Origin of the sequence: Meiothermus sp. (genome assembly GCF_037443965.1) — a bacterium.
Classification (GTDB): domain Bacteria; phylum Deinococcota; class Deinococci; order Deinococcales; family Thermaceae; genus Meiothermus.
This window is the reverse complement of the sequence record NZ_JBBINI010000015.1, coordinates 28,876-53,818: the sequence shown is the minus strand read 5'-3', so window position 1 is coordinate 53,818 and position 24,943 is coordinate 28,876. Positions and strand designations below refer to the sequence as shown.

Here is a 24,943-nt window from a genome sequence, read left to right as displayed (position 1 = left end):
TTCTTACGCAACCCTCGCCCGGATCAGTTTGGCTAGTTCTTTCACCCCCTCCTCCAGACCCTCGGCGCTTTGGGCTCCAAAGCACAGCCGGAAGTGCATGGTCTCGTCGGTCTGTACTAAAAAAGCCTCGCCGGGGGTAATGGCCACCCCCTGGGCCAGGGCCTGATGGTGCAGCTCCAGATTGGAGAAAAGCCGGGGCAGGCTCACCCAGCAGGAGAAGCCCCCCTCTGGATGGCTCCATTCCACCCCTTTGGGCATGTAACGGCGCAGGGATTGCAAGAGGATATCCCGTCGCTTCTGATACAGGGGCAGTACCTGTTTGAGGTGCTGCTTCAGGCCGCCCTGGCGGATGAACTGGGCGGTGGCCCGCTGCAGGAGGGGGGGCGGGCCAGTGATATCGGAGACGTTGTGCAGGGGAAGAAAGCGCTCGAGCAGGGCCGGCGTGGCGACCAGATAACCGATGCGCAGGCCCGGCATCAGCACCTTGGAGAGGCTGGCCAAGTGCACCACCTGGGCCTCCAGACCCATCTGCTGGGCCAGGGCCAGGAGCGGGGTGGGCGGCCTTTTTTCGTAGGAGAGCAGGCCCAGGGTGTCGTCCTCCACCAGGGTGAAGCCATAGCTGTGGGCCAGCTCGAGCAGCCCCTTAAGCTGGGCTTCCTGGAAGCGCAGCCCGGTGGGGTTATGGTAGCTGGGGATGGTGTAGTAAAAGCGCGGTCGGTGGCGTTTGAGCAGGGCCTCGAGCACCTCGAGCCGGGGGCCCTCGAGGTCCAGGGGCACTGGCAGGGGCTTGAGGCGAAACTGCTTGAGAATGCCCAGCAGGCCCAGGTAGGTGGGTTCTTCCAGCAGCACCTCCTCGCCCGGTTCGGCCAGGGCCCGGCAGACCAGGGCCAGTCCCTGCAGGCCCCCCACCGTAACCAGTACCCCCTTGGGGTCGGCCCCGATGCCCCGCTGCTCCAGCAGCTCACTGATGGCCACCCGGAGTTCGGGCTCGCCCATCAACGAGCCGTAGCCAAAAACCTCCTCTGCCAGCGGTTTCAGGCTATCCAGGCAGGCCCAGAACGCCGCATACGGGAACAGGGCCGGGTCAGCGGTGGCCAGGGCCAGGTTGTGCAGCACCCGGGCGTGTTGCAGGCGGTGCAGGTCGGAGAGCACTGAGTCGGGCTCCAGCCGCTCGCCGAAGCTAAGCGGGGTAGAGGGCTGGGCTTGGGGACTCACAAAGGTACCCCGCCCCACCACCGACTCAATCAGTCCGTCGGACTGTAGCTCGCGGTAGGCGTTGTGCACGGTGAGGCGGGTGGTACCCACCTCGCGGGCCAGGGCCCGCACCGTGGGCAGCCGGGTGCCGGGGGGCAGCTCACCCTTGGCAATGCGGGTGCGGAACTCCTCGGCAATATGGCGATACAAAGCCATATGTTTGTCATGCCGTAGCTTGACCCGCACCCCCATGTGACCTCCTTGGTGATGGAGGGCATTATATGCACAGGGTTCCAGCCGGGGAAAGGTACAAGTTGCTAGATTGTGCTAGGACAATCGGCTGGGGGGTGGTGGTGCCCTTACAGGGCTTCCAATTGCTCCACCACCTCGGCCCAGCGGGCAAAGGCCTGCTTGAGCTGGGCCTCGAGCCCGTGTTGTTCTTCGGCGATCCGGGTGTACTCGAGGTGGTGCAGGCTGGGCTGGTTGGCCTGGGCCAGCACAGCTTGAATCTGGGCCTCGAGTCCAGCTATCTCGGCTTCCAGCCGTTCTTTTTCGCGCTCGAGGTGCCAGCGGCCCCTGACCCTGCCGGGCTTGGCGGTGGGGTTCTGGGGCTTAGGGTCGGGGTTTTTCTCGATTTTTTCGGGCGCCGCGCTCACATTCCGGCGCTCCAGATACTCACCGGGCGGGGCCGGGTAGTCGGCAAACTGCCCGTCGTGGACGTGCCAGGTGCGGGTGGCCAGCCGGTCGAGGAAGGCCAGGTCGTGCGAGACCAGCAGCAGTGTGCCGGGGTAGTCCAGCAGGGCCTGCTCGAGGGCCTCCACGGTCTCGAGGTCGAGGTGGTTGGTGGGCTCGTCCAAGACCAGCAGGCTGGCCTGCTGCAACGAGAGCGAGAGCAGGGCCAGCCGGGCCCGCTCCCCGCCCGAAAGGTGCTTGACCTGCTTGAACTGGGCCTCGTAGGGGAACATCCAGGCCCCCAGCGCGGCATGGGCCTTCTCACCCAGCATCCGGTAAAGGGTCTCGAACAGGCTGAGCTCGAGGTCGAAGCCCGAGAGCTTCTGGTCGTAGTAGCCCACCCGCACCCCCGGCCCGGTTCTGACCCGCCCCGCCGGATGGTCGGAGGGCAGCAGGCCCAGCAGCACCTTGAGCAGGGTGGTCTTGCCGGCCCCGTTGGGGCCAATCAGGGCGATGCGCTCGCCCTTGCGCACCAGCAGGTGGGGTATGTAAAACAGCGGGCGGCCTCCCAGGGTTTTCTGAAGCTCCCAGCCCTCCAGCACCCGTTCGGCGGTGGCTTCCTGCTCTAGTGGAAAGCGAATCCGCAGGCTGGGGTCGCCGGCCTCGGGGGCCTGTACCGCCTCTTCCATGAACTGGGCCATACGGGCTTCCAGGCTGTGCAGGCGCCGGGCGTGCTTGGCGCTGCTGTGGGCCCAGCGCTGGGCCTGCTCCAGAATGCCCTCGCGCCGCTCCTTCTCCTTGAGCCAGTTGGCATATTCGCGGGCTTCCTGCTCTTCCTGAAGGGCCCGCTCGCGGCGAAAAGCCGAGTAGTTGCCCTCGTAGAGCCGGATCTGCCCGCGGCGCAGCCAGGCCACCCGCTGGGTTACCTGGTCGAGGAAGCGCCGGTCGTGCGAGACGATTAGAATGGCGCCGCCGTAGGATTGCAAGAAACCCACCAGCCAGGCCGTCATCTCGAGGTCGAGGTGGTTGGTGGGCTCGTCTAGCAAAAGCGCATCCGCCCCCGAGAGCAGCAAGGCTCCCAGGGCCAGGCGCCGGGCCTCACCCCCCGAGAGCACGCTGGCCTTCTCCTGCTCGCGCCCCGCGAAGCGCAAACCCTTGAGCACCGCCTGGTAGCGGGCCCGCTGCTGGTAGCCGCCAATGGCCTGATAACGCTCGTGCAGCGCTTCCCAGCGCTGGTAGATCTCGAGGTCGGCCAGGTGGGCCTCGAGCCGGGCCAGCTCGGCCTCCATGGCCTTGACCCTGGCAAACCCCCGTTTGAGCACCGATTCGACGGTGTCGGCGGGGCTGTACAGGGGGTCTTGGGCTAAAAGCTCCAGATGCACCCCTTCACTCCGGTGAATCCGGCCTGCGGTGGGCTCCAGTGCCCCTGCCAGCAGACGCATCAGGGTGGTCTTGCCCGAGCCGTTGGCCCCTACCAGGGCCAGCCGGTCGCCGTGGCGCAATTCCAGGTTTACCCCCGCCAGCAGGTCGCGGGCCCCCAGGGTGTACTCGAGGTTCTCGGCGTATGCAATCCGCACAAACCTCAGTTTAGCAAGGGAAGTGTCCCGGCCTGCTCGAGCACAAAAAACCTTTTGGGCTGCTCATCGCCCTTTTCTGACCATGCGCAAACCCCGCAGCGCCACCACCCCACTTACCCCCAGAAAGGCCCAGAACCCTATGCCGGTGGGCCAGAAAGCAATCAGCGCGTAGATGTAGCCCACCACGGCCCCTACCGGAATGGGGTACCAGCCAACCCGATGGTTTTTCCAGTACAGTTGCCAGTACAAACCCGCCACCGCCAGACCAATCCCAACCGCTACAAGGGTTATGGCAGAATACAAAAAGCCAAAAAACCCCAAGGTTGGGGCAATTCCACCCCCTCCGCGAAAACCAAAAAAGAGCGGCCAGTTATGGCCCGCCACCACGGCCACACCCATCAAAACCATGCTCCAGGGCCCCTGGCCAAACTGGCTCAGGTAGGCCACCAAAACCCCTTTGAGCACATCGGCCAGCGCCACCGCAACCCCCCACCGGGCTCCCAGTTGGCGAAAGGTGCCGCTGGCACCGGGCGTATCCCGGTCGGCCAGGTTGAATCCTTTGATCACCCCTGCAATCTGTCCAAAAGTTAGTGAACCTACCAGATAGGCCACCACCACCCATAGAAAGTCCATAATCTCCCCCATGCTATCCCGACTGGCTCTTTTGCAAACATGGCGGAACCTTATGCCTTCCCTAGCTTTTGGGGCCGTATTCCAGGTGTGGGAGCCTGCTTAGTGGTACAGATTGTGTGATAGACTATGTTTGGTTTACAAAACGAAAGCGCTTCCATGTATAAGAGGAAATCCACGTGGCCAAACGCAAACCCACCATTCACGAAGTTGCCCACCTAGCCAAGGTTGGAATCGGAACGGTAAGCCGGGTGCTCAACAACCACCCCTCAGTGCGACCGGAGACCCGCGAACGTGTGCTGGCCGCAATGTCCAGCCTGGGGTACAGCCCCAACCCCCATGCCCGTCGGGTGGCGGGGGGGCGCAGCTACACCATCTCGCTCATCCTCCCGGTAATCTCCACCGAGTTTTACAACCGACTGCTCGAGGGCATCGAGCAGGTGCTGAGCGAGGCGCGCTACGAGATTGCGCTGTTCCCCATCTTCTCACCCCCGCGGTTGCAGCGCTACCTGGAAAGCCGTTCGCTGGCCTACCAGACCGACGGGCTGTTGGTGGCCTCGCAGGGGTTGGCCCACCTGTTGCCCGACCAGAAATTTCCCACCGAGCGGCCTGTGGTGCTGGTGGATGCCTACAGTCCTCGCTACGACTCGGCCTACGTGGACAACCGCCTGGGCGGGCGGATGGCAGCCCAGCACCTGGCCCAGTTTTCCGGTGAGATGTTTGCCATCCAGATGCAAGAAGAGCTCGACGAGTTGATGCGCAATACCGTAGGGCAGGAGCGGGTTGCGGGGTTCCGAGAAGGGTTAAGGCAGGCCGGGCGAAAACTGCCCGACAGCCATGTGTTTATCTCGCGCTTCTCTGCCGAGGGCGGGCGGCTGGCTTTGCAGCACTTTATGCGCCAGTCCAAGCCTCCTTACAACATCTTTGCCGGGGCCGACCTGCTGGCCTTGGGGGTGCTGGAGGAAGCCGAGCGGCAGGGTCTAAAGGTCGGGGAACAAGTCCGCCTGCTGGGCTTCGACGGGCATCCCTGGACGGCCACCAAGGGCCTGTCTACCCTGGCCCAGCCCATCGAGGAGATGGGAGCCGAGGCCGCTCGGCTCCTGATGGATCGCATTCGCGGCTACAAGGGCAGCCCCAGGGCCAAGCGCTTTGAGCCCACCCTCATCGTGCGGAAATCCACCCAGCCCCCCCAGGGCGTATACGCGGACTGAGGATGCTAAAATAACCTCATGGCGACCGCCCCAAAGCTGCTTACCGCCGAAGAATTTCAACTGCTCGGGCTAGAAAATGCCGAGTTGGTGAAGGGAGAGCTGGTCGAATACATGCGCCCAACCCCCGAACACGGTGAAATCGCGGGTCGTCTAATCACTTACCTGAACCTCTGGCTCTCGAAGAATAAGCTTGGACGTGCAGGCACCGATGGCGGTTTTGTCTTGGGACGCAACCCCGACATCGTGCGTGGCCCGGATGTTTGGTTTCTGCGAAACGAACGAATCCCCCAGGACACCTCCAGGTTTTGGGAGGTTGCACCCGATCTGGTAGTCGAGATTATCTCGCCCAGCGATACCGCCAATGTGGTCAAAGGCAAGCTGTCCGACTACCTCGCCGCTGGAACCTCACTGGTGTGGCTGGTCTACCCCGTCTACCGTCAGGTCGAGGCCCACAGGTCTGGGCAGAGAACGCTCATCTTTACCGAGTCCGACACCTTGGAGGCCCCCGACCTCTTACCCGGCTTCCGTTGCAAGGTAAGCGATCTGTTTGGGGAGTGATACCGTTTACGCTTGAATCCTTCACCGCCATGCGTAGTCAGAGGTGAAGGATTCAAGCCGACCGAAGGGAGTAGAAAAGCATTTCGGTAGCATCGTTTAGGCTTGTCATGATGAACGATACTACCGAAATGCGTATGATGCCAACAGACTCAAGTAAAAACTCTCACAACCGCACAATCCCTACCCCCCAAGGGTGTTAGGATTGTCGCTGATGAATGGGGTTTCCTCCTCCGCCTATCCGGCCCGGTACACGCCCACCGTGCGCGATGCAAGGTTGCTTCCGATTGTCGAGAAAGTCGAGGCCGGAGAGCGCCTGAGCTTCGACGAGGGGATGCTGCTCTACCACACCCCCGACTACAACACCCTAATGCGGCTGGCCAACCGGGTGCGCGAGCGCAAACACGGCAACAAAACCTATTTTGTGCACTCGCTGCGGCTCGAGTTCACCAACATCTGCTACGTGGGCTGCACCTTCTGCGCCTTCGCGGCCAAGAAAGGCGAGGCGCGGGCCTGGGACTACAGCGTGGAAGAGGTGGTCGCCAAGGTGCGCGAGAAGTGGGAGCCGGGCCTGACCGAACTGCACATGTCCAGCGGTCACCATCCCAACCGCCCCTGGAGCTACTACCCCGAGATGGTGCGGGCCTTAAACCAGAACTTCCCCGGCCTTCAGGTCAAGGCCTTTACCGCCGCCGAGATCGAGCACCTCTCTAAAATCGCCAAGAAACCCACCCTGGAAGTGCTGCGCGAGCTCAAGGAGGCCGGCCTGGTAGCCCTGCCCGGAGGGGGTGCGGAGATCTTCGCCGAGCGGGTGCGCAAGCAAATTGCTAAAAATAAAGTCAAGGCCGAGAAGTGGCTGCAAATCCACCGCGAAGCCCACAGCCTGGGCCTCCGTACCAACGCCACCATGCTCTATGGCCACATCGAGACCCTGGAAGAACGCCTCGACCATATGGACAGGCTGCGCCGCCTGCAAGACGAGACGGGCGGCTTTTACAGCTTCATCCCCCTAGCCTTCCAGCCTGACGCCAACGCGCTCGCATTCAATCTGGGCAAGACCGAGTTCACCACCGGCCTCGACGACCTGCGCAACCTGGCCGTAGCGCGGCTCTACCTGGATAACTTCGACCACATCAAGGGCTACTGGGTGATGATCTCCTCTGAGCTGGTGCAGGTGGCGCTGGACTGGGGGGTCTCGGATATTGACGGCACCATCATCGAAGAGCACATCGCCCACGCTGCCGGTGCAACCTCGCCGCTGGGCCTCTCGCGCCAGAAAATGGTCTCGCTGATCCAGGCCGCCGGGCGGATTCCGGTTGAGCGGGATGCGCTCTACAACGAGTTGCGCGTCTTCGATGGGCCGAGAAAGACCGCCACGACCTGAGCGCTGGACTTGCGACCTTAGACCTCTGACGACCTATGTATATCCTGGGAGTTCCCCGCTACGCCAACACCGCTCCGCTATACCACTTTTTAGAAGAGGGCGACGGGATCGCTTTTCGTTATGGCGTTCCCACCGAACTAAACCAGTGGCTGTTGGAAGGCAGCGTAGACCTGAGTCTGGTCTCGTCTTATTTCTACTTGAAAAATGCCAAAGAGCTGCGGCCTCTACCCGACTTTAGCGTGGCCGACCTGGGGCCGGTGTACTCGGTGAACCTGTTTCACCGCAAGCCCTGGAGCGAGTTAAAACGCGTGGCCCTGACCACCGAGAGCGCGACCTCGGTGCGATTGTTGCAATACCTGTTGGAAGCAGATGGGGTGCAGGCCGAGCTGGTGCCCGAGCAAGGCGGCCTCGAGCTCCTCGAGCGCTACGATGCCGTGCTATTGATTGGCGATCGGGCCATCGTCACCTACTTCGGGCTGCTCTCCATCATCCCCGAGTCGGTGCACCAGGTGCCCACCCAGATCGAGGGCGTTCGCATCACCGACCTGTCCATGAAATGGTTCGACCTGACCCGGCTGCCCTTCGTATTTGCGGTCTGGGCCACCCGCAAAAGCGCCCCGCCACCCCCGGAGGTTATAAGGCGGTTGCGGGCCGCCCGCTCGCTGGGGCTGGGCAACCTGGCCGCCGTGGCCGGCACCGAGGCCCAGCGCCTGCACGTACCCGAGCGGCTCATGCAACACTACCTGTGGAACTTCCGCTACCACCTGGAAGCCCCCGACCGGCTGGGCTTGCAGGCTTTCGCCGAGGCCGTGGGGCTACCTTACCCCGACGACTACTGGGACGTGTAGGTTGCTACGGCCCGCTCGAGCCTTTTCAGCACCCGCTCCTTGCCCAGTAGGGTCAGGATATCGAACATACCGGGGGTCTCGAGGCTCCCCGTAAGGGCCGCCCGCAGCGGCTGCATCACCGCGGCGGCCTTGACGCCCTTGGCCTCGGCGAAGGACTTGAGCAGGGGTTCGGTGCTGTCTTGCAGCATATCCGGTAGCCTGGATAGTTGCTCGTGCAGCTCGGGTAGAAAAGCCGCACCTTCCTGCAGCTTGGCCAGGGCTTTCTCCTGCATGGGGTAGGCCTCGCTGAAAAAGTAGAGGGACTTATCCACGAACTCCTGCAGGGTCTCGAAGCGGGCCCGCATGGCCTCCAGCACCTGCTTGAGGTAGGTTTCGGAGGGGTAAGCAAGCCCGGCCCGCTCGAGGAAGGGCTTGACCCGCTCGGCCAGGTCGTCCAGGGTCAGAACCTCGCGGATGTACTTGCCGTTCATCCATTTGAGCTTGTTCAGGTCGAAGACCGGCCCGCCCAGGCTGATGCGCTCGAGGCTAAAGTGCTCGATCATGTCCTGTACGCTAAAAATTTCCCGCCCGTCGGGCATGCTCCAGGCCATAGTGCCCAGGTAATTGAGCAAGGCCTCGGGTAAGAACCCCTGAGCCCGGTAGCTGTCTACGCTGGTGTCCATCTTGCGCTTGGAGAGCTTGGACTTGTCGGGGTTGCGCAACAGGGGGGTATGGCACCAGACCGGCTCCTCCCAGCCAAAAGCCCGCAGAATCAGGATGTGAAAGGGGGTGCTGGTAATCCACTCCTCGGCCCGGATCACGTGGGTCACGCCCATCAGGTGGTCGTCTACCATGGCGGCCAGGTGGTAGGTGGGGTAGCCATCGGCCTTCAGGATCACCTTGTCGTCCATGGCGGCATTGTCGAACTCGATGGGGCCGCGCAGTAAGTCGTGAACGATGGTCTTGCCCTCGAGGGGCACCTTGAGCCGCACCACGTGGGGCTCCCCCGCCGCGGCCCGGCGCTCGGCCTCCTCGACCGGGTAGTCGCGGTAGCGCCGGTTGTAGCCCTGCTCTTTATGGCCGGCCTTTTGCGCGGCCTCACGGGCAGCGGCCAGCTCTTCTGGGGTGTCAAAAGCGCGATAAGCAGCCCCTTTTTCCAGCAACATCTGCACGTGTTGCCGGTAGATATGCAGGCGCTGCGACTGCACATAAGGGCTGTTGGGGCCGCCTTTGGTGGGCGATTCGTCGGGGGAAAGTCCGATCCACTCGAGCATCTCTAAAATTCGCCGCTCGGAGGTGGGGTTGTAGCGGGAGCGGTCGGTGTCTTCCAAGCGCACGATGAATTTACCGCCGTGTTGTTTGGCAAAAACATAATTGAACAGGGCCTGATAGGCGGTACCGACGTGCGGGTCGCCGGTAGGGCTGGGGGCGATACGGGTCACAACCATGAGCAAAAGGATAGCAGGGGAGCGGGGCGGGTGGCGAGCGGGGAAAAAAAGAGGCTATAGGCGCCAGGCTGGGGGTTTTAAGTTGCGCCAGGGTGGATTGGCAAAACCAGCGGTATCGGCAAGGCGTACCTGACGCAATTCCCCACTGATCTTCGGGGATCGGATCTCGCATTTCAACTATGGAGACACTTAGGACATGGGATCGCGGCAACATCCGCTTCAGCCTGCACCCTCCCCCCGATAACCAGCCATTTGGGTTATACCTCTCACAGCCGCCTTAGCCGGTGGTGATACCCTGATAAACAGATGAAAGCGGCATTGCAACAGAGTCCTGGCCTAACCACGAGCCCTACCACCCGCCTCGAGGCCATTGGGCTGGTCAAGCGCTTTGGCCGACGGGAGGTGGTGCGGGGGGTGAACCTCGAGCTCTCCCGTGGCGAGATTGTGGCCCTATTCGGCCCCAACGGGGCCGGCAAAACCACCACTTTTTATATGCTGGTCGGCTTTATCGAACCCAACGCGGGGCGCATTCGCCTGGGTGGGCACGACGTAACCCGCCTCCCCATGTACAAGCGGGCCCGGCAGGGGCTGGGCTACCTGCCCCAGGAGCCCTCGGCCTTCCGCCGCATGACCGCAGAGGAAAACCTGCTGGCCGTGCTGGAGTTCCAGCCCCTCTCCAAAACCGAGCGGGCCCAGCGGGCCGCCGAGCTGCTCGAGGAGTTGGGCATTAGCCACCTGCGCGACAAGTACGCCTACACCCTTTCGGGCGGCGAGCGGCGGCGGCTGGAAATTGCCCGCGCCCTTTGCACCAACCCCGACTTCATCCTGCTCGACGAGCCTTTCACCGGCGTGGACCCCAAAAACGTCCACGACATTCAGAAACTCATTTCCGAGCTGCGTGAGCGGCGTGGGGTCGGCATCTTCATCACCGACCACTCGGTGCGCGAAACGCTGGCCATTGCCGACCGCATTTACCTGATGTACGACGGCCAGGTGGCCTTTCAGGGCTCACCCGAGGAGTTCGCCCGCGATTCGGGTGTGCGTATGCACTATTTGGGCGATGAATATGAGTTGTGAACTGTCACAGGGCGCAGGTTCCGAGTCACAGGTTGCAACCTTGACCCAGACCTGCACCTCGAGACCTGAGACTTCGGTATGACTTTCTGGGCCATCCTCATCCTTCTGGTGCTTGTCGCGGGTCTGGTGGCCTATGTGGGCGACCTGGTGGCCAAGCGGGTGGGCAAGCGCCACTGGCGCTTTCTGGGTTTGCGCCCCAAGACCACCGCGACCCTGGTAGCCGTGGGTACCGGGGTGCTGATTGGACTGGGGGCTTTTGGGGCCTTCTTTCTGGTGGTGCGGGATGCCCGCGAGACCATCTTGCAGGCCGAGGCGGTACGGCAGGAGCGCGACCGGCTGCGCACCGAAGTGGATCGGCTCGAGAGCCGGGCCGCCACCACCTTTGCCCAGAATGAACAGCTCAAAACCGAGCGCGACGAGTTTGAGAAAAACAACATCCTGCTGGCCCGGCAGCTCGAGCAAAACGTCGAACTCCAGCGGCAGACCCGCAAGGACCTCGAGGACGCCCTGGTCGAACGGGAAAAACTACGCCAGGAAGTAGAAAAACTCCAGGCCGCCAGCACCTCCCAACGGCAGGCTTTAGAAGAGCTCAAGCAGATCCGCCTGAGCCTGTTGCAAGAGAAAGAAAAGCTGCAAAAAGAAAAAGATCAGCTCCTATCGGGGCGCACCGAACTTTCGGCCCAGGCCCGCAGGGCCGAGGAGCAACTGCGGCAGTTGGAAGCCGCCAGCCGCGAGGCCCAGGCCCGCCTAAAAAGCCTCCAGACCCGCACCCGCGAGCTCGAGGATCGCCTGCGCCAGCTCGAGGCCGACAAGCGCAACCTCGAGGGCGATGTGGCGGTGCTGGGAAGCGGTTCATCTCCCCCACCCCCCAGCGACAACGCCAACCGCGCGCTCGAGAACATCCAGCGCGAAAACAGCGAGCTGCGGGCCAAGTTGCTGGAAGCCCAGCGGGAATTGCAACAACTGCGCGAGCGCAACCGGCTGATTGTTGCGAGCCTGGACAAAAGCCTGCACATGAACCTGCTGGCCGAAGAACAGGTGGTGCCGGGCAACGAGCAGGTGGCCCTGGGCGAGGTCACCCGGCGGGCCGACAACCGGGTGCGCCTGATCGGGCTGCGCAGCATGGAAGTGGTGGAGAACCCCAACCTGAACAATCTCAAACCGGGGCTGTTTCTGGCCCGAATACAGAGCATCAGCTCCGAGGGGCGGGTTCGGGTGGTGATCGAATACCGCGCCCGCGAACAAGCTTTTGTCGAAGGGGAGGTGCTGGCTACCACCACCCTGGTGCTCCCGGCCAGCATGAGCGAGATGCGGCGCAAGTTTAGCGCCCTCAGCCAGGTGGCCGAAAACCGGCTCTCCGGGGCCGGCTGGGTTCCCGAAAAGCTGGCCCAGGGGGGGATTGCCCTCGAGGAGTTCGTCGGTCTGGCCTCCCAGCTCTCCGGCAAACGCGGTGGCATCCGGATAGCGGTGGTGGCCCTGGGCAACCTCTACCCTACCGAGCCACCCCGGCTTGGGCTGAAGCTGCTGCCATAGGATGGTTGGGCACTTTGGTGCTGTGGCTGGGGGGTTGCTCGAGCATCCTATAGCCGGGCGGCTGGTTGGCGTGTTGGCTCGACTTCTGCAACGGCTAGTGAAGACCGGCGCAACAGCCAAGCCAGCCCGAACACTAGCCCAAACACCACCACCTGATAACCCAGCGAGACCTGTATGGCCAGCACGAAACGCTCCGTTGTGGGCTGCTGCCCCAATTGGCTCAGTAAAATCATGCCCATGACCGCCACACCCAGCGCGCTGCCGACCTGATTGAGCGTGGCCAGGATTCCCGAAGCACTGCCCGCAAACTGCGGCGACACCTGCCGCAACACCAGGGTTTGCAACGGCGCCACAATCAGGCCGAAGCCAAGACCGCCCAGGATAAGCACGGGAGCCAGTTCGAAACCCTGCAGGCCCATCCCGGCTTGGCGGATGGTGAGGATAAGGAGCCCCATGCTCACCCATAGCAGCCCCGCACCCAGGTTGATCACGCGGCTCCCCAGCCACCCGCTGACCCTGGCCGAGTTGAGCGAACTCACCGCGATGGAAAGCTGAAAGGGCAACAGTACCCAAGCCGCATGAATCGGGCTGAGCCCCAAACCATTTTGCAAAAACAGCGCCATCGAGACAAAGAACGATAGCACTCCGGTCTGGAATACGAAACCCACCAGCGCTCCCATGCGAAAACTCGGCTGGTTAAACAAGGACAGCTCGAGCAGTGCCGGGCCACTTTTGCGGGTGAGCCAAATTTGCTGTGCGATGAATACCGCCAGCACCAGCACCCCCAAAACCAGCATCCACAGCGACCACCGGGGCCAGCCCAGCTCGCGTCCAAGCATCAGTGGGTAGGTCAGCAAAAACATGCCGACCGAAACCATCAACACGCCCAGCACATCCGGTTTTCTTGCAGTCTCCGAGCGCGATTCCGGTAGCAACCGCAGGGCCAACCCCAGGGTCAGTAGCCCCAGGGGTACGTTGATTAAGAAAATGGGCCGCCAGGAGGAGCCAAACAAATCAGCCCCAATGAGGGTGCCCCCCAGCAGCGGCCCCGCTACGATGCCCAGCCCCACCATCGCGCCTTGTAGCCCAAAAGCCCTGGGGCGCTCCTCGAGGCCAAACATCACCTGGGTCAGGCTCGAGATCTGTGGGAACATCAGCCCCGCCGCGAGCCCCTGCAACACGCGCGCCACAACCAGTATCTCCGCCGAGGAGGCCAGCCCACACAGCGCCGAGGTCAGCACAAAGCCCAGTAGCCCCCACACGAACAGCCGCCTGCGCCCGTAGAGGTCGCCCAGCCGCCCACCCGTAATGAGCAGCATCCCGTAGGCCACCGAGTAGCCCGCCAGCACCAGTTGGATTTGCGCGTAGCTGGCCCCCAGGTCGCGCTGCACGGTTGCTAACGCATTGACTACGATGCTGGTATCCAGCAGGGTCAGAAAACCCGCCAAGAGCAGCACCCCCAGCGCTTGCCAGCGGCGGGGGTCGGCACCCGAGCGCTGCGGCACATGGGCGGTCATAACGGCTCCCTGGCTTTGAGCCCACGACCCGTCACCGAAAGTTCGCTCGAGCGGGTCAGAAGCAAGCGGAAAATCAGCAGATGAACCACCAGCAGCGCAGGCACATACAACGTGATGATGAACCAGGTCGCGCCCAACTGGTAATGGGGTAAGCCCACCTGCAGCCCCTGGTATATGGCGTTAATGAAATCGAGTGTGCCCACCAGGTTGAACACCCACAAGAGCGGCAGGGCCCACCTCGAGCCCCCCCGAAGCGCCCACAGCGAGGCCAGGGCCAGGAAGGCCGCCAGCAGGTCACCGATGGTTCCAGGAATGGTGAAGCTGCCGGGCACGCTGGGGTCTATGACCGAGGGGCTCATAAAGCTGGCGCCTACGTAGCGAAAAGCGTGAAAGTAGAGCAAAGGGCTAAGCGCGTGCACAAGGGGTAACCGGGCCAGCCACGGCTCCAGATACTGGCGGGCAATCAGCCCAAAAACCAGCAGACTTAAGGCAAACTGAAAAATAAACAGGGGTTGGGGATCGGTGAACATTAGCTCCTCCGGAGGGCGACACCCCGGTCTGGGTGCCGGCGGACGCTTGGGCATGAAGCTCGAAGAAGTTTGGGTGGGTTTGCAGGTACATAGGCGGTCTATTTATATGTATATACATATATTTGGGCAAAGAACTAACTCGAGGCTTCAAGCCGGCTCAAAAAACCGAGAAACTGTTGGTATTCCTGTGGGCTAAATGCCGCGCTCACCTCCTCCTGCGCCTTGCGCCAAGCCGGGTAGGCTCGAGCCAGTGCAGCCTCACCTTCTGGGGTGATTCGCACCAAGCGTACCCGGGCATCCAGAGGGCTGGGCACCATCTCGACCAGACCATGCCGCTGGAGTACCTGAAGGTTCCGGCTGAGGGTGGTTTGATCGAGGGCCAGTTGGGCGGCGAGGTCGTTGACCGCGGCCTCACCCTTCAGCGAGGCCGTCACCAGCAGGGTGAACTGGGTGATGTGCAAACCGGTGTGGGCCAGAACTTGGTCGTATTGCAGCGTTATTTTGCGCACCGTCCGTTTAAGGTGGGCGTGGGCGCAGAACTGCCGAACCTCGAGTTTTTGCTTTTTACTTAGTCGCTGCACAGGAATCAATATAAATGCATATACATATATTGTCAAATCCTTAAAACATCCGCTCATCATCTGCTAGCGTCAGTTCGGAAACAGAAAAGCAGAATAAACCTGCGTGGCACGGCAGACTCACGCTAGAGCCTCCCCTACACGGCAGGGGTGGACTTTACGATGCCGTTCGGCTGATTGACGGGTTTTCAACCTTCGGCTCAGCTTTTTCGGCTTGCTGGATAACTTCGAACGGACGTTCGGCCAGCAAAAAAAGCTGCTTCCCAGGACAGATCGTCCTTAGGGGGAACGCCAAGCAGTACCCTGAAGGCACGATAGCGCAGCCTCCCCCCAGGGCCAGCGCACTCCGAAAACCGCCCAAATCACAAGCCGGGCAACACCAGACTTAGATAAAACCTCGGCCCAGGCTCCCCAAAACCCTGCGCACCGCCCAGGGCCACGCTGCTGCCCGGCGCCAGATAAAATAGCGTCAGGCCCAAGCGCAGCTCAGCCCCTACCGAAAAGCGCGCCTGGCTCAGGTCCACAGGCGAACCGGCAGCCCCTGCGTCCAGAAAAACCGACAGGCTTAGGTCGTCAAAGAACAGCGGCCAGTTGCCCAGACCGCGCTCGAGGCTCCAGGGCGGCAAGCGGTACTCGAGCGAGCCCACCAGCGCCTGCTGGCCCCGAAGCTGACCCGGCCCATACCCCCGCACCGCCAGCAACGGCAGGCCTCCAGCCACCAGGGGCAAAGCCCCCAGGTCGAAGCCATCCAAAGCCAGCGGCGAGGTGGTGAAGCCACCCCCCACCCGCAGCCCAATCACGTGCGAGGCTTCCAGCGGTAGCCGGAATTGAAACCCCAGAGCGCCCCGAACACTGTAGCGCCAGTCCGGGCTGCCCTCGCGCATGAAGGCCGTGCCCACGGCGCTCAGGCTGCTCCTCGAGCGGAACAGGTCGCTGGCGGTGGTACTGGCGCCGCTCAAGCGAACCGAAAAGGCATGGGTAACGGTGTTCTGGTTGGGGTCGAGGGCGGGCTCGAGCACGTCCGAGCGCACGTATTGCAAGCCCAGGCAGCCCTGCGGCGACCAGAACGAAGCCCCTACGCCCTGGGCGCTGTCCCGGCCTACCCCCACCGCCTGCAGCACCAGCGGGAAGCCCAGCCCGGCATACTGGTAGGCCAGGTCGTAGAACACCCCGCGAAGGCTGCTGTCGAAGCCGGCCCCTACCGCGTAGGCATGGAGGCCCACCGGGTCGGAGGCTGCAAACGAAACCCCCAGCGTCGCCGCCAGGCCGAGCCCATCCACCCCCAGCCCGGCGATAGGCAGCCAGTACAAAGGGCGCAGGTAGTGGAAGGGGTTGTAGGGCTCACCGTTGGCGGCCTCGGCGGGCTTGAACGCTGGCAGGGATTCGCGCGGTAGCTCCACCCGTTTCCAGACACTGGGGTTGTAGGGCAACTGGTACAGGTTGTAGCCGGTCTCGTCGTAGCCGGAAAAGATAATCTGTTGCCGACTGTGTGAGAAGGTGGGCTGGAAGGCCCCCGAGACGAGGTTGGTCACCTGAAACACCGCCCCGTCCTCGAGGCGGTAGGCATACAGGTTGTAGACCCGGTTCACATCGCTGCTGTAGATCACGTAGCGCCCATCGGGGCTGAAAACCGGATCGCCATCCACATTCCTGTCCTGGGTCAGGGGCGTGAGGGCCCCGGTTTGCAGGGTGTAGCGGTAGAGGTCTTGAAAACCGCCGCGCCGCAGCAAGGCGAGCACCAGCGAGTTGCCGTCCGGGGCGACTGCAAATGAATGGATAACTCCGTCCTGGTTGGGAAAGCTACGCAGAGGCTGGGTGCGGTTTAGCTCGATGAATAAGCGGGCCAACTCGGTCGAGCCATCGGGGGTGTTCTTCGCCATGAAGATGCTCTTGCCATCGGGCGCGTAGCGGGCGTAGTAGACCCGCTCGCCGTTGGTCAGGCGCTTGACACTGCCCTCCAGCCGGTCGTACTGGTAGAGGTCGCTGCCCACAAAATACTCACTGTTGGCGCTTCTGCTGGTAAAGAGCAAGTAGCGCCCATCCGGCGACCACTGCGGATACTGGGCTGGACCATTGAGCAACTCGCGCTCGTTCTCGTTGACGATAATACGCAGGCCGCTGCGCAGCGGCGAGGCGTGCGAATACACAAGGCCGCTCGGCGAATCCGTGGCGCCTTCACTAAAAAACCCCAGGCTGCTGAGCCTGGTGATGGGCGTCAGGCCCTCGGCCCGGATACGGGCAATCTCGCCTTCGAATTGGCTGGGTAGCCAGCGCACAAAGTCGGTATAGATCTGGTCGAGTGAAACCCCGAAGGCTTGCTGAAAAGGTTCGTTGAAGTCTTTGGTGGCCAGCATGGCCGCGTTGGCCTCGGTGAAACGCTGGTAGGCATCCTCGCCAAAGCGCACTTCCAGGTACTGCACCAGCCAGGCGCTGTAGTTGTAGACCAGAAAACCCAGGTAAGGCCAGGTGGATTTGCTGTAGGCCTGGCGAATTTCATCGAGGCTGGGGAAGCGGCCTGAAAGCACCATCTGGCGCAGCATCATGCGGGTGGTGGCGTCGTTCAGGCGCGACTCGCCCAGCTTCTTGTGCTTGAAGTAAAGCACCGTGCCCTCCACGAAGGGAAAGGGCTTCACCGCATTTTGCGAGGGCAGTTGCCCGAAGATGCGGGTACGGTCTTTGAGGGGGCCGCGCACCTGGGAGAGGTCGAACATGTGGACAATCTCATGGAAAATGACCGTCTCCCACCAAGACGAAAGCCGGGGGTTGAAAAAGTCCGAGCTGCGGAACTGTCCGGTAAAAATGCCCACCACGTTGTTGGTGGGGTTGGCAAAGCCGTTGAGGGTATCCCCCACGTCCGAGAGCACGATGCTGATGCGTCCCGGCGGCTCCTCGAAGTCGGCTTTGAGCAGCCTATAGGCGTTTTCGGCATGGAGAGCGGCCTCGCTGGCCACGCGTTCCAAACCGGCGTGATAGTGAATGTCAAAATGCTCGGTGCGCAGGGTAAACCAGCGCTTGGTGGGGTCGAACTGGGCCAGTGTCAACGAACAGACCAGCAAAAAAAACGCCAAGAAGCGCAGCATTGGGCCCAGTATAGGCAACACAGATGAAAGGCAATGTAGTGAAACTGGTCAGGATCAACCCCGCTTTCCCAGCCCATCTGATGCGGTCGTGCCGAATACTTGCTCCAAATATCAACCCTCCCCCGCAGGAGAGGGTTGGCAACAAAGCTGCATCTAGCGAATCACTTGTGGAACCACCCGTACATCCCTGGTCTGAGCATCGCGCCAGACCTTGAGGTTCACGGCTTCGCCTTGCTTTTTGGAAAGCAGCACCGCGCGCAGGTCGTTGATGTTGTTGATGGGGTTGCCGTCGGCCTCGAGTAGAATGTCACCATTGATCCCCAGCTCGATGACCTGGCCGGTGCGGAGTTGGAGCTGCACGGTACGGGTGGCGGCCCGCATTCCGGCCCGCTCGGCTGGCCCACCCCGCTCCACTTGCTGAATCATCAGACCAGCATCGGGCAGCCGGTTCTGGCGGCGAACGTTTTCGGGGTATTCGCCCATCGAAAGCAGCGAAAGCGTCACCCCCAGGCGGGGGCGCGAACGTACCAGTTCGTCGGCAGTGATGTCCCTACCAGCCTTTAGGTCGTTCAGGTACTGCTTGGCCAGGTTGATCGGGATGGCAAAGCCAATACCCGCCGACTGAGCCTGCCCACCAAACCCACCAGTGGTGCTGTAGATGAAGGTGTTGATCCCGATCACCTCGCCCCTCGAGTTGAGCAAGGGCCCCCCGGAGTTGCCGGGGTTGATGGCTGCATCGGTCTGGATTACCGTGGGTACGAAGGCTCCCTGGCCCCTGCTGCCGTCGTTGGGGTTGCGCCGGATGGCCGAGATGATACCTTCCGTGACGGTAAATTCCAGCCCGAAAGGGTTGCCCATCGCGATGGCCTTTTGCCCCACCCGCACCTGATCGGAATCAGCCAGGCGCATGGGTTTGAGTTTCTCACGCGGGGCCTGTACCCGGATCAGGGCCATGTCCAGCGGCTCAGCCCGGCCAATCACCCGCGCCGGGTAGCTTCTGGGGTCGTTGTGGAAGCGCACCGTAATCTGGTCGGCCCCGGCAATCACATGGTAGTTGGTCAGAATCAGGCCATCCTGATCGAGCACAAAGCCCGAGCCTGATCCATCTTGCGGTTGGGGTTGCAGGAATTGCCCAAAAAAGCCAAGGTCACGGTTGCCCGTTTGCGGGGTGCTGCGCACCGCCACAAACACCACCCCGTCGCCGGTTCGCTGCACAATATCCACAGTATTGCGTTCGTTTTCCAGAAAGGCTCGGTTCTGATCAAAGCTCTGGGCCTGGGCCTGCACTTGAGGTGCAGGCGGGGTTTGAGCCTGGAGTTGGGTCTGGCTCTTGCTCAAATTGAACCAGGCCACACCACCCCCCACTACCAAAACCAGCCCGAGGGCAAGGGTTGCTGTTCTCATGGACATCGCAAAAGCCTCCTATCCCAGGGTAATAAACAACGGTGAAGACGGTGTGAAGCCAGATTATGAGATCATGAAAACACCACGGTCTTGTTGCCGTACACGATGATGCGATCCTCCAGGTGCCACTGCACCGCTCGAGCCAACACGTTGCGCTCGAGGTCTCGCCCCAGCCGCACCAGGTCGGCCACGTCGTGCCGGTGCGAGACCCGGGCCACGTCCTGCTCGATGATGGGCCCCTGGTCGAGTTCCTCGGTCACGTAGTGGGCGGTGGCCCCGATGATCTTCACACCCCGCGTATAGGCCTGCTTGTAGGGGTTGGCCCCCACAAAGGCCGGCAGGAAGGAGTGGTGGATGTTGATGATGCGGTTGGGGTAGCGGGCCACAAACTGCGGGGTGAGGATCTGCATGTAGCGGGCCAGCACCACCAGGTCGGTATCCCCCAGCAGGTGCAGAATCTGCGCCTCGGCCTCTTCCTTGCGGTCTTTCTCCACCGGCACGTGGTAGGGAATGCCGAAGCGCTCCACCTCGGGGCGCAGGTCGGGGTGGTTGGAGATAACCTGGGTGATGGCACCGGGCAGTTCCCGGTTGCTGTGCCGCCAGAGGAGCTCCAGCAGGGCGTGGTCGTATTTGGAGACCAGAATGGCTACTTTCTTGAGGTCGGCGGCGTAGGCAATGCGCCAGTTCATCTCGAAGCGGGCCGCCACCCGCTCGGCGAAAGCTTTCTCGAGGATTTCCCGCGAAACGTCTAGGTGCGGAGTTTGAAACTCCAGCCGCATGAAGAAAAGCCCCCCCTCGGGGTCGGTGGAGTGCTGATCCAGCGCGGTGATGTTGGCCCCGTGGTTGAAGAGGAAATTCGAGACCGCCGCCACAATGCCGGGCCGGTCGGGGCAGGTAATCAGAAGCCGTGCGGTGGTATCCGACTGCATATCTGCCACAGGCTAAAGGCTCTGGGCTCAAAGCTCAAGGCATATATGCTCCCCCGGCACACTCTTCTGGACTTTCTTGGCCCAGACTCAGATGTATGAAAAAGCAGTTTACGGGCCTGATAATCTTGCTTGCCTCGGTAGGATTCGCCCACCAACCCTTCTGGAACCCCGGCTCCCCCAGCCTCGAGCAGGCCTACCGGATTCTGGAACCCACCATTTCGAAAGTGGTCACGAGCCAGGTGAACGCGGGCCAGTTGGGCTTTTATATTTTTGAGCTGGCCGCAGGCTTCGTGCTCGACCTGGGGCTTTTTGTGGGGGCGGCCTGCCCACCGGCCTTTCAACCCCGGATGTGGCTGGTGGGGCCGGGCCTCGAGGGCCACGAGCGCCCACCTTTCGCCATTCCAGGGGGCATGGGAGCCAAAGTGTTTGCAGGCGGCTGGCGCGACTACCGGGGCCACGGCCTGGTGGCCCGCCAAGGCCCTGAATTCCGAGAACGGCTCCGGGGCGGAACCTACTACGTGGTGGTAGAGGCCGGGAACGCGGCGGGCTATTACATGCTCTCGCTGGCGGGCGCAGAGGTTCCTGGCGGAACGTCCGAAGGCCGGGCCGCCCTCGCACGGTTCAACCGCTGTGGATAGACAACCGCCCTGTCATACCGTTTCCGCTTGAATCCTTCACCGCCATACGTATCAAAGGGTGTTCTCAAACCGGACGCCCAAGACCAGCACGCAAAAAAACCCACCCGTAGCACGGGTGGGCATGGTCGGCAAGCTCACTTATTGCCGGACGCTGGCGTTGTAGCGGGCAAGCACCTGATCGGCCCGCTGCTTGGCCTCGTCGAGGGCCTGCTGGGCCGGCTTGCCCCGCAGGGCCTCCTCGATGGCCGACTGCACAATCTGGCGAATCTCGGTGAAGCCGCCCATCAAGCAGCCTGCCGAAGAGGTGTTGACCTTGGAGGTCTCGAGCTGCCGCACCGCGGTGGTGTAGTTGGGCTGGCGCACATAGGCCTGGCGCACGCTGGACTGCTCGGTGACCCCCTTCACCACCGGGAAGTAACCGGTGCCGATAATCCATTTGGCCTGGGTCTCGGGGCGTAGCAAGAAGCGGATAAACTCCCACGAGGCCGCATTCTGCTCCTCGCTGAAGCCGCGAATCAGGTAGACCGCCGCCCCGCCAATGGCCGTGCCGTTGCGCTCGCGCAGGTAAGGGTAGAAGGCGGTGCGCACCGGGAAGCGGTTGCCCACCTGGCGCAGCACCCCGGTAAGGGAAGCCGTGGAATATACCGCAATGGCCGCGTTGCCCTGGGCGAACAGGCTCTGGCTATCGGCCCAGCTGCGCCCGGTGTTGGCCGCCACCCCTTCCCGTACCAGGCGGGCCCAGGTATCCAGGAAAGCCACCGCCGCCGGGTTGTTGAAGGTGACCTCGGTGGCCCGGGCCTTGCGACCGTTCTCGTTGTTGCAGAAGTACTGGCCGGAGTTGTAGCTAAACTGCTCCATAAACCAGCTATCGATGGGAATGGAGAGGCCAAAACGGGTGGTCTTGCCAGAGGCATCTTTGACCGTGAGCTTGCGCGCGGCGGCCTCGAGGTCGGCCAGGCTCCAGGTATTGCGGTAGGGGATGCCGGACTGCTCCAGGGCCTGGGTGTTGAAGTAGAGGATGGGATTGGAGCTGTTGAACGCCAGCCCGTAGAGCTTGCCATCCACGCTGTAGTAGCTGCGGGGCTGGCTGACAAATTGGGAGAGGTCGAAGTTGTTGGCCCGGGCTAGGTCTTCGAGGGGCAGCACCGCGCCCGAATCGGCCATAAAGCGGGCCCCGATATCGTAGACCTGGATCACGTTGGGACGGCCCTGTCCGCCCGCCTGCAGGGCCGCCCGCAGTTTGTTGAGTCCGTCATCGTAGGAGCCCACAAACTGGCTGCGCACCGTAACCCGGTTCTGCGCAGCGTTGAAGTCCTTGACCAGGGCCTCGGTGGCCTCGCCCAACACCCCGCCCATGGAGTGCCAGAAGTCAATGGTGATGCGCTGCTGGGCCAGCCCCAGCCCTCCCAGTGCTATTCCCGCCAGTAGTGCCAGCAATCGTCTCTTCATCTTTGCCTCCTGTAAGTGTGCTTATCCCTTTAGCCCACCCAGCGCGATGCCCCGGATAAAGGCCCGCTGGGCCAGCAGAAAGGCCAGTAAGGTAGGTAGCAGTACCAGCACCGCAGCCGCCGCCACCACGTTCCAGCTCGAGACCTCCACGCTTTGCACCTGGGCAATGGCGATCTGCGCCGTTTTCATCTCGTTCTGGTTGATGACCACCAGCGGCCAGAGGTACATGTTCCAGGCCCCCAGAAAGCTCAGCGCACCCAAAGCCCCCAGGGCCGGGGCGGCCAGCGGCAGGGCCACATACCACAGCGTCCGCAGATGGCCGGCCCCATCAATCCGCGCGGCATCGAACAGATCCTGCGGTAGGCTCTTGAGGAACTGCCGCATCAAGAAGATGCCCAGCGGTGAGGCCAGAAAAGGCACGATCAGCGCCCAGTAGCTATTGATCCAGCCCAGCTCTTGTACCAGCAGGTAGCGCGGAAGAAAGGTCACCTCGTCCGGGATAAGCAGCACCGCCACCACAAAGCCAAACAGAAGGCTCTGTCCGGCAAACCGAACCCGGGCCAGGGCATACCCCAGGGTAGCGGAGGTCAACAAGACGCCCAGGGTGATGGCCAGCGAGACCCCCAGGCTATTGAGCAGGTAGCGCAGAATGGGGTGTTTAGCAAAGGCTTCCCGATAGGCCTCGAGGGTGGGCTGGGGGGGCAGCAGGCCGGGCGTAAAGAGGTCGGCCTCGCTGCGAAAACTGGCCGAGAGTAGGCTCAACAGCGGGAGCACCAACAGCCAGGCATAGACCCCCAGGAGCAGGTAGAAAAGCGGACGGGATAGCCAGCGGGGCAGGCTACTCATAGTGCACCCTCCGGCCCAGCCCACGGAACTGCAACGCGGCCAGCAGGAGCAGCACCAAAAACAGCACCACCGACTGCGCCGCTGCATAGCTAAAGCGGAAGTTGAAGAAAGCATCCTGGTAGATGCGGTAGATCCAGACCGTGGTGCTCTCCATGGGGCCGCCGCGGGTCAGCAGGTGGATCTGACCGAAAGCGGTCAGGCTGGTGAGCAGGGTCAGCAGAAAAACCAGGAATAAAGTGGGCGAGAGCATGGGCAGGGTGATGTGCCAGAACTGTGTCCAGGCCCCCGCTCCATCTATGCGGGCGGCCTCGTAGAGATCCTCGGGAATCTGCTGGAGCCCGGCGGTCAAGAGGATGGCCGTAAAGCCCACCCCAGCCCAGGCGGTCACGATGGCCAGGGTGGGCAGGGCCAGCTCGGGGCTGGTCAGCCAGGGTTGAGCCGGTAGGCCCACCGCCTCCAGCATCCGGTTGACCGTCCCGCCGATGGGGTGCAGATACCAGCCCCAGGCCACCGCGGCCACCGCGGTCGGTACCGCAGTGGTGAGGAAAAACAGGGTGCGAAACAGCGCCACGCCGGGGAAGGGACGCGCCACCATCAGCGCGGCCAGCAACCCCAGCAAGAGCTGAACCGGCACCACGACGGCCGCAAACAGGAAGGTAGCCCCCACCGCGCGCCAGAAAGCCGGGTCGCGCAGCAGCTCGGCGTAGTTGGCCAGGCCCACCCACACCCGCTCGGTTCCTAAAAGGTTCTCGCGGTGAAAGGAGAGCCAGAAGGCGTTCAGGGTGGGCCAGACGGTGAATATCAGCAACAAAAGCAGCCCTGGAATCAGCAGCAGGGCCACCTCGAGGCCCCCACCCAGCCGCCGTGCGTAGGGCATCTGAATGGGCTTTTTCGCAGTCTTCTCGGGGTTCTTGGAGTAAATCATGACCGTCACCTAAAGAATCCGCTGTCATCTTCAAAAAAACATCAGCGGCGGCCTTACACTCCGCTTACCGTGCGGGCTAGCGGGCCAGCCCCTGCGCTACCAGCCACTGAGCGGCCACAGGCAGTTGCTCGTGCCGCACCTCCAGGATGAGGCGGGGGTGGCTCTGGAGGGTCTGGAGGGCCGCTAACAGGGCCGGCCAGTGAATGCGCCCCTGCCCAGGGCTCCAGTGGCGATCCAGCAGGCCGTCGTTGTCCTGCAGGTGCAGGTGGGCCAGCAGCGGGCCAGCTTCTTTGACCCACTGGTCGGGCGCGGGGCCGCCCATCTGCTGCATTAGGTAGGCATGCCCCACATCCAGGCTCATGCGCACGTGCTCGGAGCCAAAGGACTGCACCAGGGTGCGCAGGGGCTGTGGGTTGGTATCGCGTATGTTCTCGATCACCAGCACCAACCCCAGGTTGCGGGCCAGCGGCAGGACGGTCTGGAGGGTCTCGTGCGCCCACTCGATCTCGCGCTCGAGGCCGTTGCTGGGCGCATGGGACATCTGGGGGTGGCCGAAAAAGAGAAACGGACTGTGAATGACCATATGACTGGCCCCTAGGTCGGCAGCAAACTCCAGGGCCCGCCGGTAGCGCTCGGCAACCATTCGCCGCACGAAGGGGTCGAAAGAGGCCATCCAGAGACCGTCGTAAGGGCCGTGAATCCCCAGTCGCCCGGTGTAGCCGTCCAGGGCCTGCCAGGCCAGGGCCACCAAGGTTTGCCAATCGCCATCCAGCACCTCCGGGCGCACCGCATCCTGCAGCTCGAGGTCGCGTCCTTCGTGCTCCAGAAGCCAGGGGCGAAACTCGGGCAGGCGTTCGATGGGCAGGGCGAGGCCGAGCACGGGCAGAGGAGATTTCATACCTACGCCAACATAGGCCTCCCCTGTCAGCCTCACATCAG

General features: G+C 62.5%; 21 protein-coding genes. 7 read left to right on the top strand and 14 right to left on the bottom strand.

The annotated features are described in order from the left end of the window. Window positions 1-3: 3 nt before the first annotated feature. The 3 genes from WKI89_RS09615 to WKI89_RS09605 form a co-directional block, all read right to left on the bottom strand. A complete protein-coding gene (locus tag WKI89_RS09615; RefSeq protein WP_337869139.1) occupies window positions 4-1,446 on the bottom strand; it encodes a PLP-dependent aminotransferase family protein in 1,443 nt (480 codons plus the stop codon). Between the two features lie 107 nt (window positions 1,447-1,553). Continuing rightward, window positions 1,554-3,443, bottom strand: coding sequence for an ABC-F family ATP-binding cassette domain-containing protein (locus WKI89_RS09610; RefSeq protein WP_337869137.1), 1,890 nt, complete (start codon window positions 3,441-3,443; stop codon window positions 1,554-1,556). A gap of 63 nt (window positions 3,444-3,506) precedes the next feature. After that, window positions 3,507-4,076 carry a glycerol-3-phosphate acyltransferase gene (locus WKI89_RS09605; protein WP_337869135.1) on the bottom strand — a complete coding sequence of 190 codons (570 nt, stop codon included), beginning with the start codon at window positions 4,074-4,076 and terminating at the stop codon, window positions 3,507-3,509. A 176-nt stretch (window positions 4,077-4,252) separates the two neighbouring features. Between WKI89_RS09605 and WKI89_RS09600 the strand changes: the two genes are divergently transcribed. The 4 genes from WKI89_RS09600 (at window position 4,253) to WKI89_RS09585 (ending at window position 8,071) form a co-directional block, all read left to right on the top strand. Continuing rightward, complete coding sequence (locus tag WKI89_RS09600) at window positions 4,253-5,284, top strand: LacI family DNA-binding transcriptional regulator (RefSeq protein ID WP_337869134.1); 1,032 nt, start codon at window positions 4,253-4,255, stop codon at window positions 5,282-5,284. 18 nt (window positions 5,285-5,302) lie between these two features. Further along, on the top strand, window positions 5,303-5,842 hold the full coding sequence (locus tag WKI89_RS09595; RefSeq protein ID WP_337869132.1) for a Uma2 family endonuclease: 540 nt from the start codon (window positions 5,303-5,305) through the stop codon (window positions 5,840-5,842). Window positions 5,843-6,053: 211 nt separating this feature from the next. Next, complete coding sequence (gene mqnE, locus WKI89_RS09590) at window positions 6,054-7,223, top strand: aminofutalosine synthase MqnE (protein WP_337869130.1); 1,170 nt, start codon at window positions 6,054-6,056, stop codon at window positions 7,221-7,223. A gap of 35 nt (window positions 7,224-7,258) precedes the next feature. Further along, window positions 7,259-8,071, top strand: coding sequence for a menaquinone biosynthesis protein (locus WKI89_RS09585; RefSeq protein WP_337869128.1), 813 nt, complete (start codon window positions 7,259-7,261; stop codon window positions 8,069-8,071). Here the strand turns inward: WKI89_RS09585 and gltX are convergent. Further along, window positions 8,056-9,498 (bottom strand): glutamate--tRNA ligase, encoded by a 1,443-nt coding sequence (gltX, locus tag WKI89_RS09580; RefSeq protein ID WP_337869126.1) that lies wholly within the window; start codon window positions 9,496-9,498, stop codon window positions 8,056-8,058. The genes WKI89_RS09585 and gltX overlap by 16 nt on opposite strands. 306 nt (window positions 9,499-9,804) lie before the next feature. Between gltX and lptB the strand changes: the two genes are divergently transcribed. Together lptB and WKI89_RS09570 are read left to right on the top strand one after the other, a co-directional pair. After that, on the top strand, window positions 9,805-10,575 hold the full coding sequence (gene lptB / locus WKI89_RS09575; RefSeq protein WP_337869124.1) for an LPS export ABC transporter ATP-binding protein: 771 nt from the start codon (window positions 9,805-9,807) through the stop codon (window positions 10,573-10,575). 78 nt (window positions 10,576-10,653) lie between these two features. Next, window positions 10,654-12,108, top strand: coding sequence for a DUF3084 domain-containing protein (locus tag WKI89_RS09570; protein WP_337869122.1), 1,455 nt, complete (start codon window positions 10,654-10,656; stop codon window positions 12,106-12,108). Between the two features lie 47 nt (window positions 12,109-12,155). On the opposite strand, the gene WKI89_RS09565 is transcribed toward WKI89_RS09570, so the two are convergent. The 6 genes from WKI89_RS09565 to purU form a co-directional block, all read right to left on the bottom strand. After that, the gene (locus WKI89_RS09565; protein WP_337869121.1) at window positions 12,156-13,625 is read right to left on the bottom strand and encodes an MFS transporter; all 1,470 of its coding nucleotides are present in this window, start codon (window positions 13,623-13,625) and stop codon (window positions 12,156-12,158) included. Further along, window positions 13,622-14,155 (bottom strand): hypothetical protein, encoded by a 534-nt coding sequence (locus WKI89_RS09560; RefSeq protein WP_337869119.1) that lies wholly within the window; start codon window positions 14,153-14,155, stop codon window positions 13,622-13,624. The genes WKI89_RS09565 and WKI89_RS09560 overlap by 4 nt, the downstream gene beginning before the upstream one ends. A gap of 134 nt (window positions 14,156-14,289) precedes the next feature. Beyond that, a complete protein-coding gene (locus WKI89_RS09555; RefSeq protein ID WP_337869116.1) occupies window positions 14,290-14,736 on the bottom strand; it encodes a MarR family winged helix-turn-helix transcriptional regulator in 447 nt (148 codons plus the stop codon). A 359-nt stretch (window positions 14,737-15,095) separates the two neighbouring features. After that, complete coding sequence (locus WKI89_RS09550; protein WP_337869114.1) at window positions 15,096-17,813, bottom strand: hypothetical protein; 2,718 nt, start codon at window positions 17,811-17,813, stop codon at window positions 15,096-15,098. Between the two features lie 153 nt (window positions 17,814-17,966). Then, complete coding sequence (locus WKI89_RS09545) at window positions 17,967-19,223, bottom strand: trypsin-like peptidase domain-containing protein (RefSeq protein WP_337869112.1); 1,257 nt, start codon at window positions 19,221-19,223, stop codon at window positions 17,967-17,969. Between the two features lie 65 nt (window positions 19,224-19,288). Beyond that, window positions 19,289-20,146 carry a formyltetrahydrofolate deformylase gene (gene purU / locus WKI89_RS09540; RefSeq protein WP_337869110.1) on the bottom strand — a complete coding sequence of 286 codons (858 nt, stop codon included), beginning with the start codon at window positions 20,144-20,146 and terminating at the stop codon, window positions 19,289-19,291. Between the two features lie 95 nt (window positions 20,147-20,241). Between purU and WKI89_RS09535 the strand changes: the two genes are divergently transcribed. After that, entirely contained in the window at window positions 20,242-20,784 is a 543-nt protein-coding gene (locus WKI89_RS09535; protein ID WP_337869108.1) for a hypothetical protein, read from the top strand. Between the two features lie 138 nt (window positions 20,785-20,922). On the opposite strand, the gene WKI89_RS09530 is transcribed toward WKI89_RS09535, so the two are convergent. The 4 genes from WKI89_RS09530 to WKI89_RS09515 form a co-directional block, all read right to left on the bottom strand. Beyond that, window positions 20,923-22,233: an ABC transporter substrate-binding protein gene (locus tag WKI89_RS09530; protein ID WP_337869106.1), complete on the bottom strand. Its 1,311-nt coding sequence runs from the start codon at window positions 22,231-22,233 to the stop codon at window positions 20,923-20,925. Between the two features lie 21 nt (window positions 22,234-22,254). Continuing rightward, window positions 22,255-23,079, bottom strand: a complete 825-nt coding sequence (locus WKI89_RS09525) for a carbohydrate ABC transporter permease (protein ID WP_337869104.1) — start codon at window positions 23,077-23,079, stop codon at window positions 22,255-22,257. Continuing rightward, complete coding sequence (locus WKI89_RS09520) at window positions 23,072-24,004, bottom strand: sugar ABC transporter permease (RefSeq protein WP_337869102.1); 933 nt, start codon at window positions 24,002-24,004, stop codon at window positions 23,072-23,074. Before WKI89_RS09520 ends, WKI89_RS09525 begins: the two co-directional genes overlap by 8 nt. A 76-nt stretch (window positions 24,005-24,080) precedes the next feature. Then, a complete protein-coding gene (locus WKI89_RS09515; RefSeq protein ID WP_337869101.1) occupies window positions 24,081-24,902 on the bottom strand; it encodes a sugar phosphate isomerase/epimerase family protein in 822 nt (273 codons plus the stop codon). Between the last annotated feature and the right edge of the window lie 41 nt (window positions 24,903-24,943).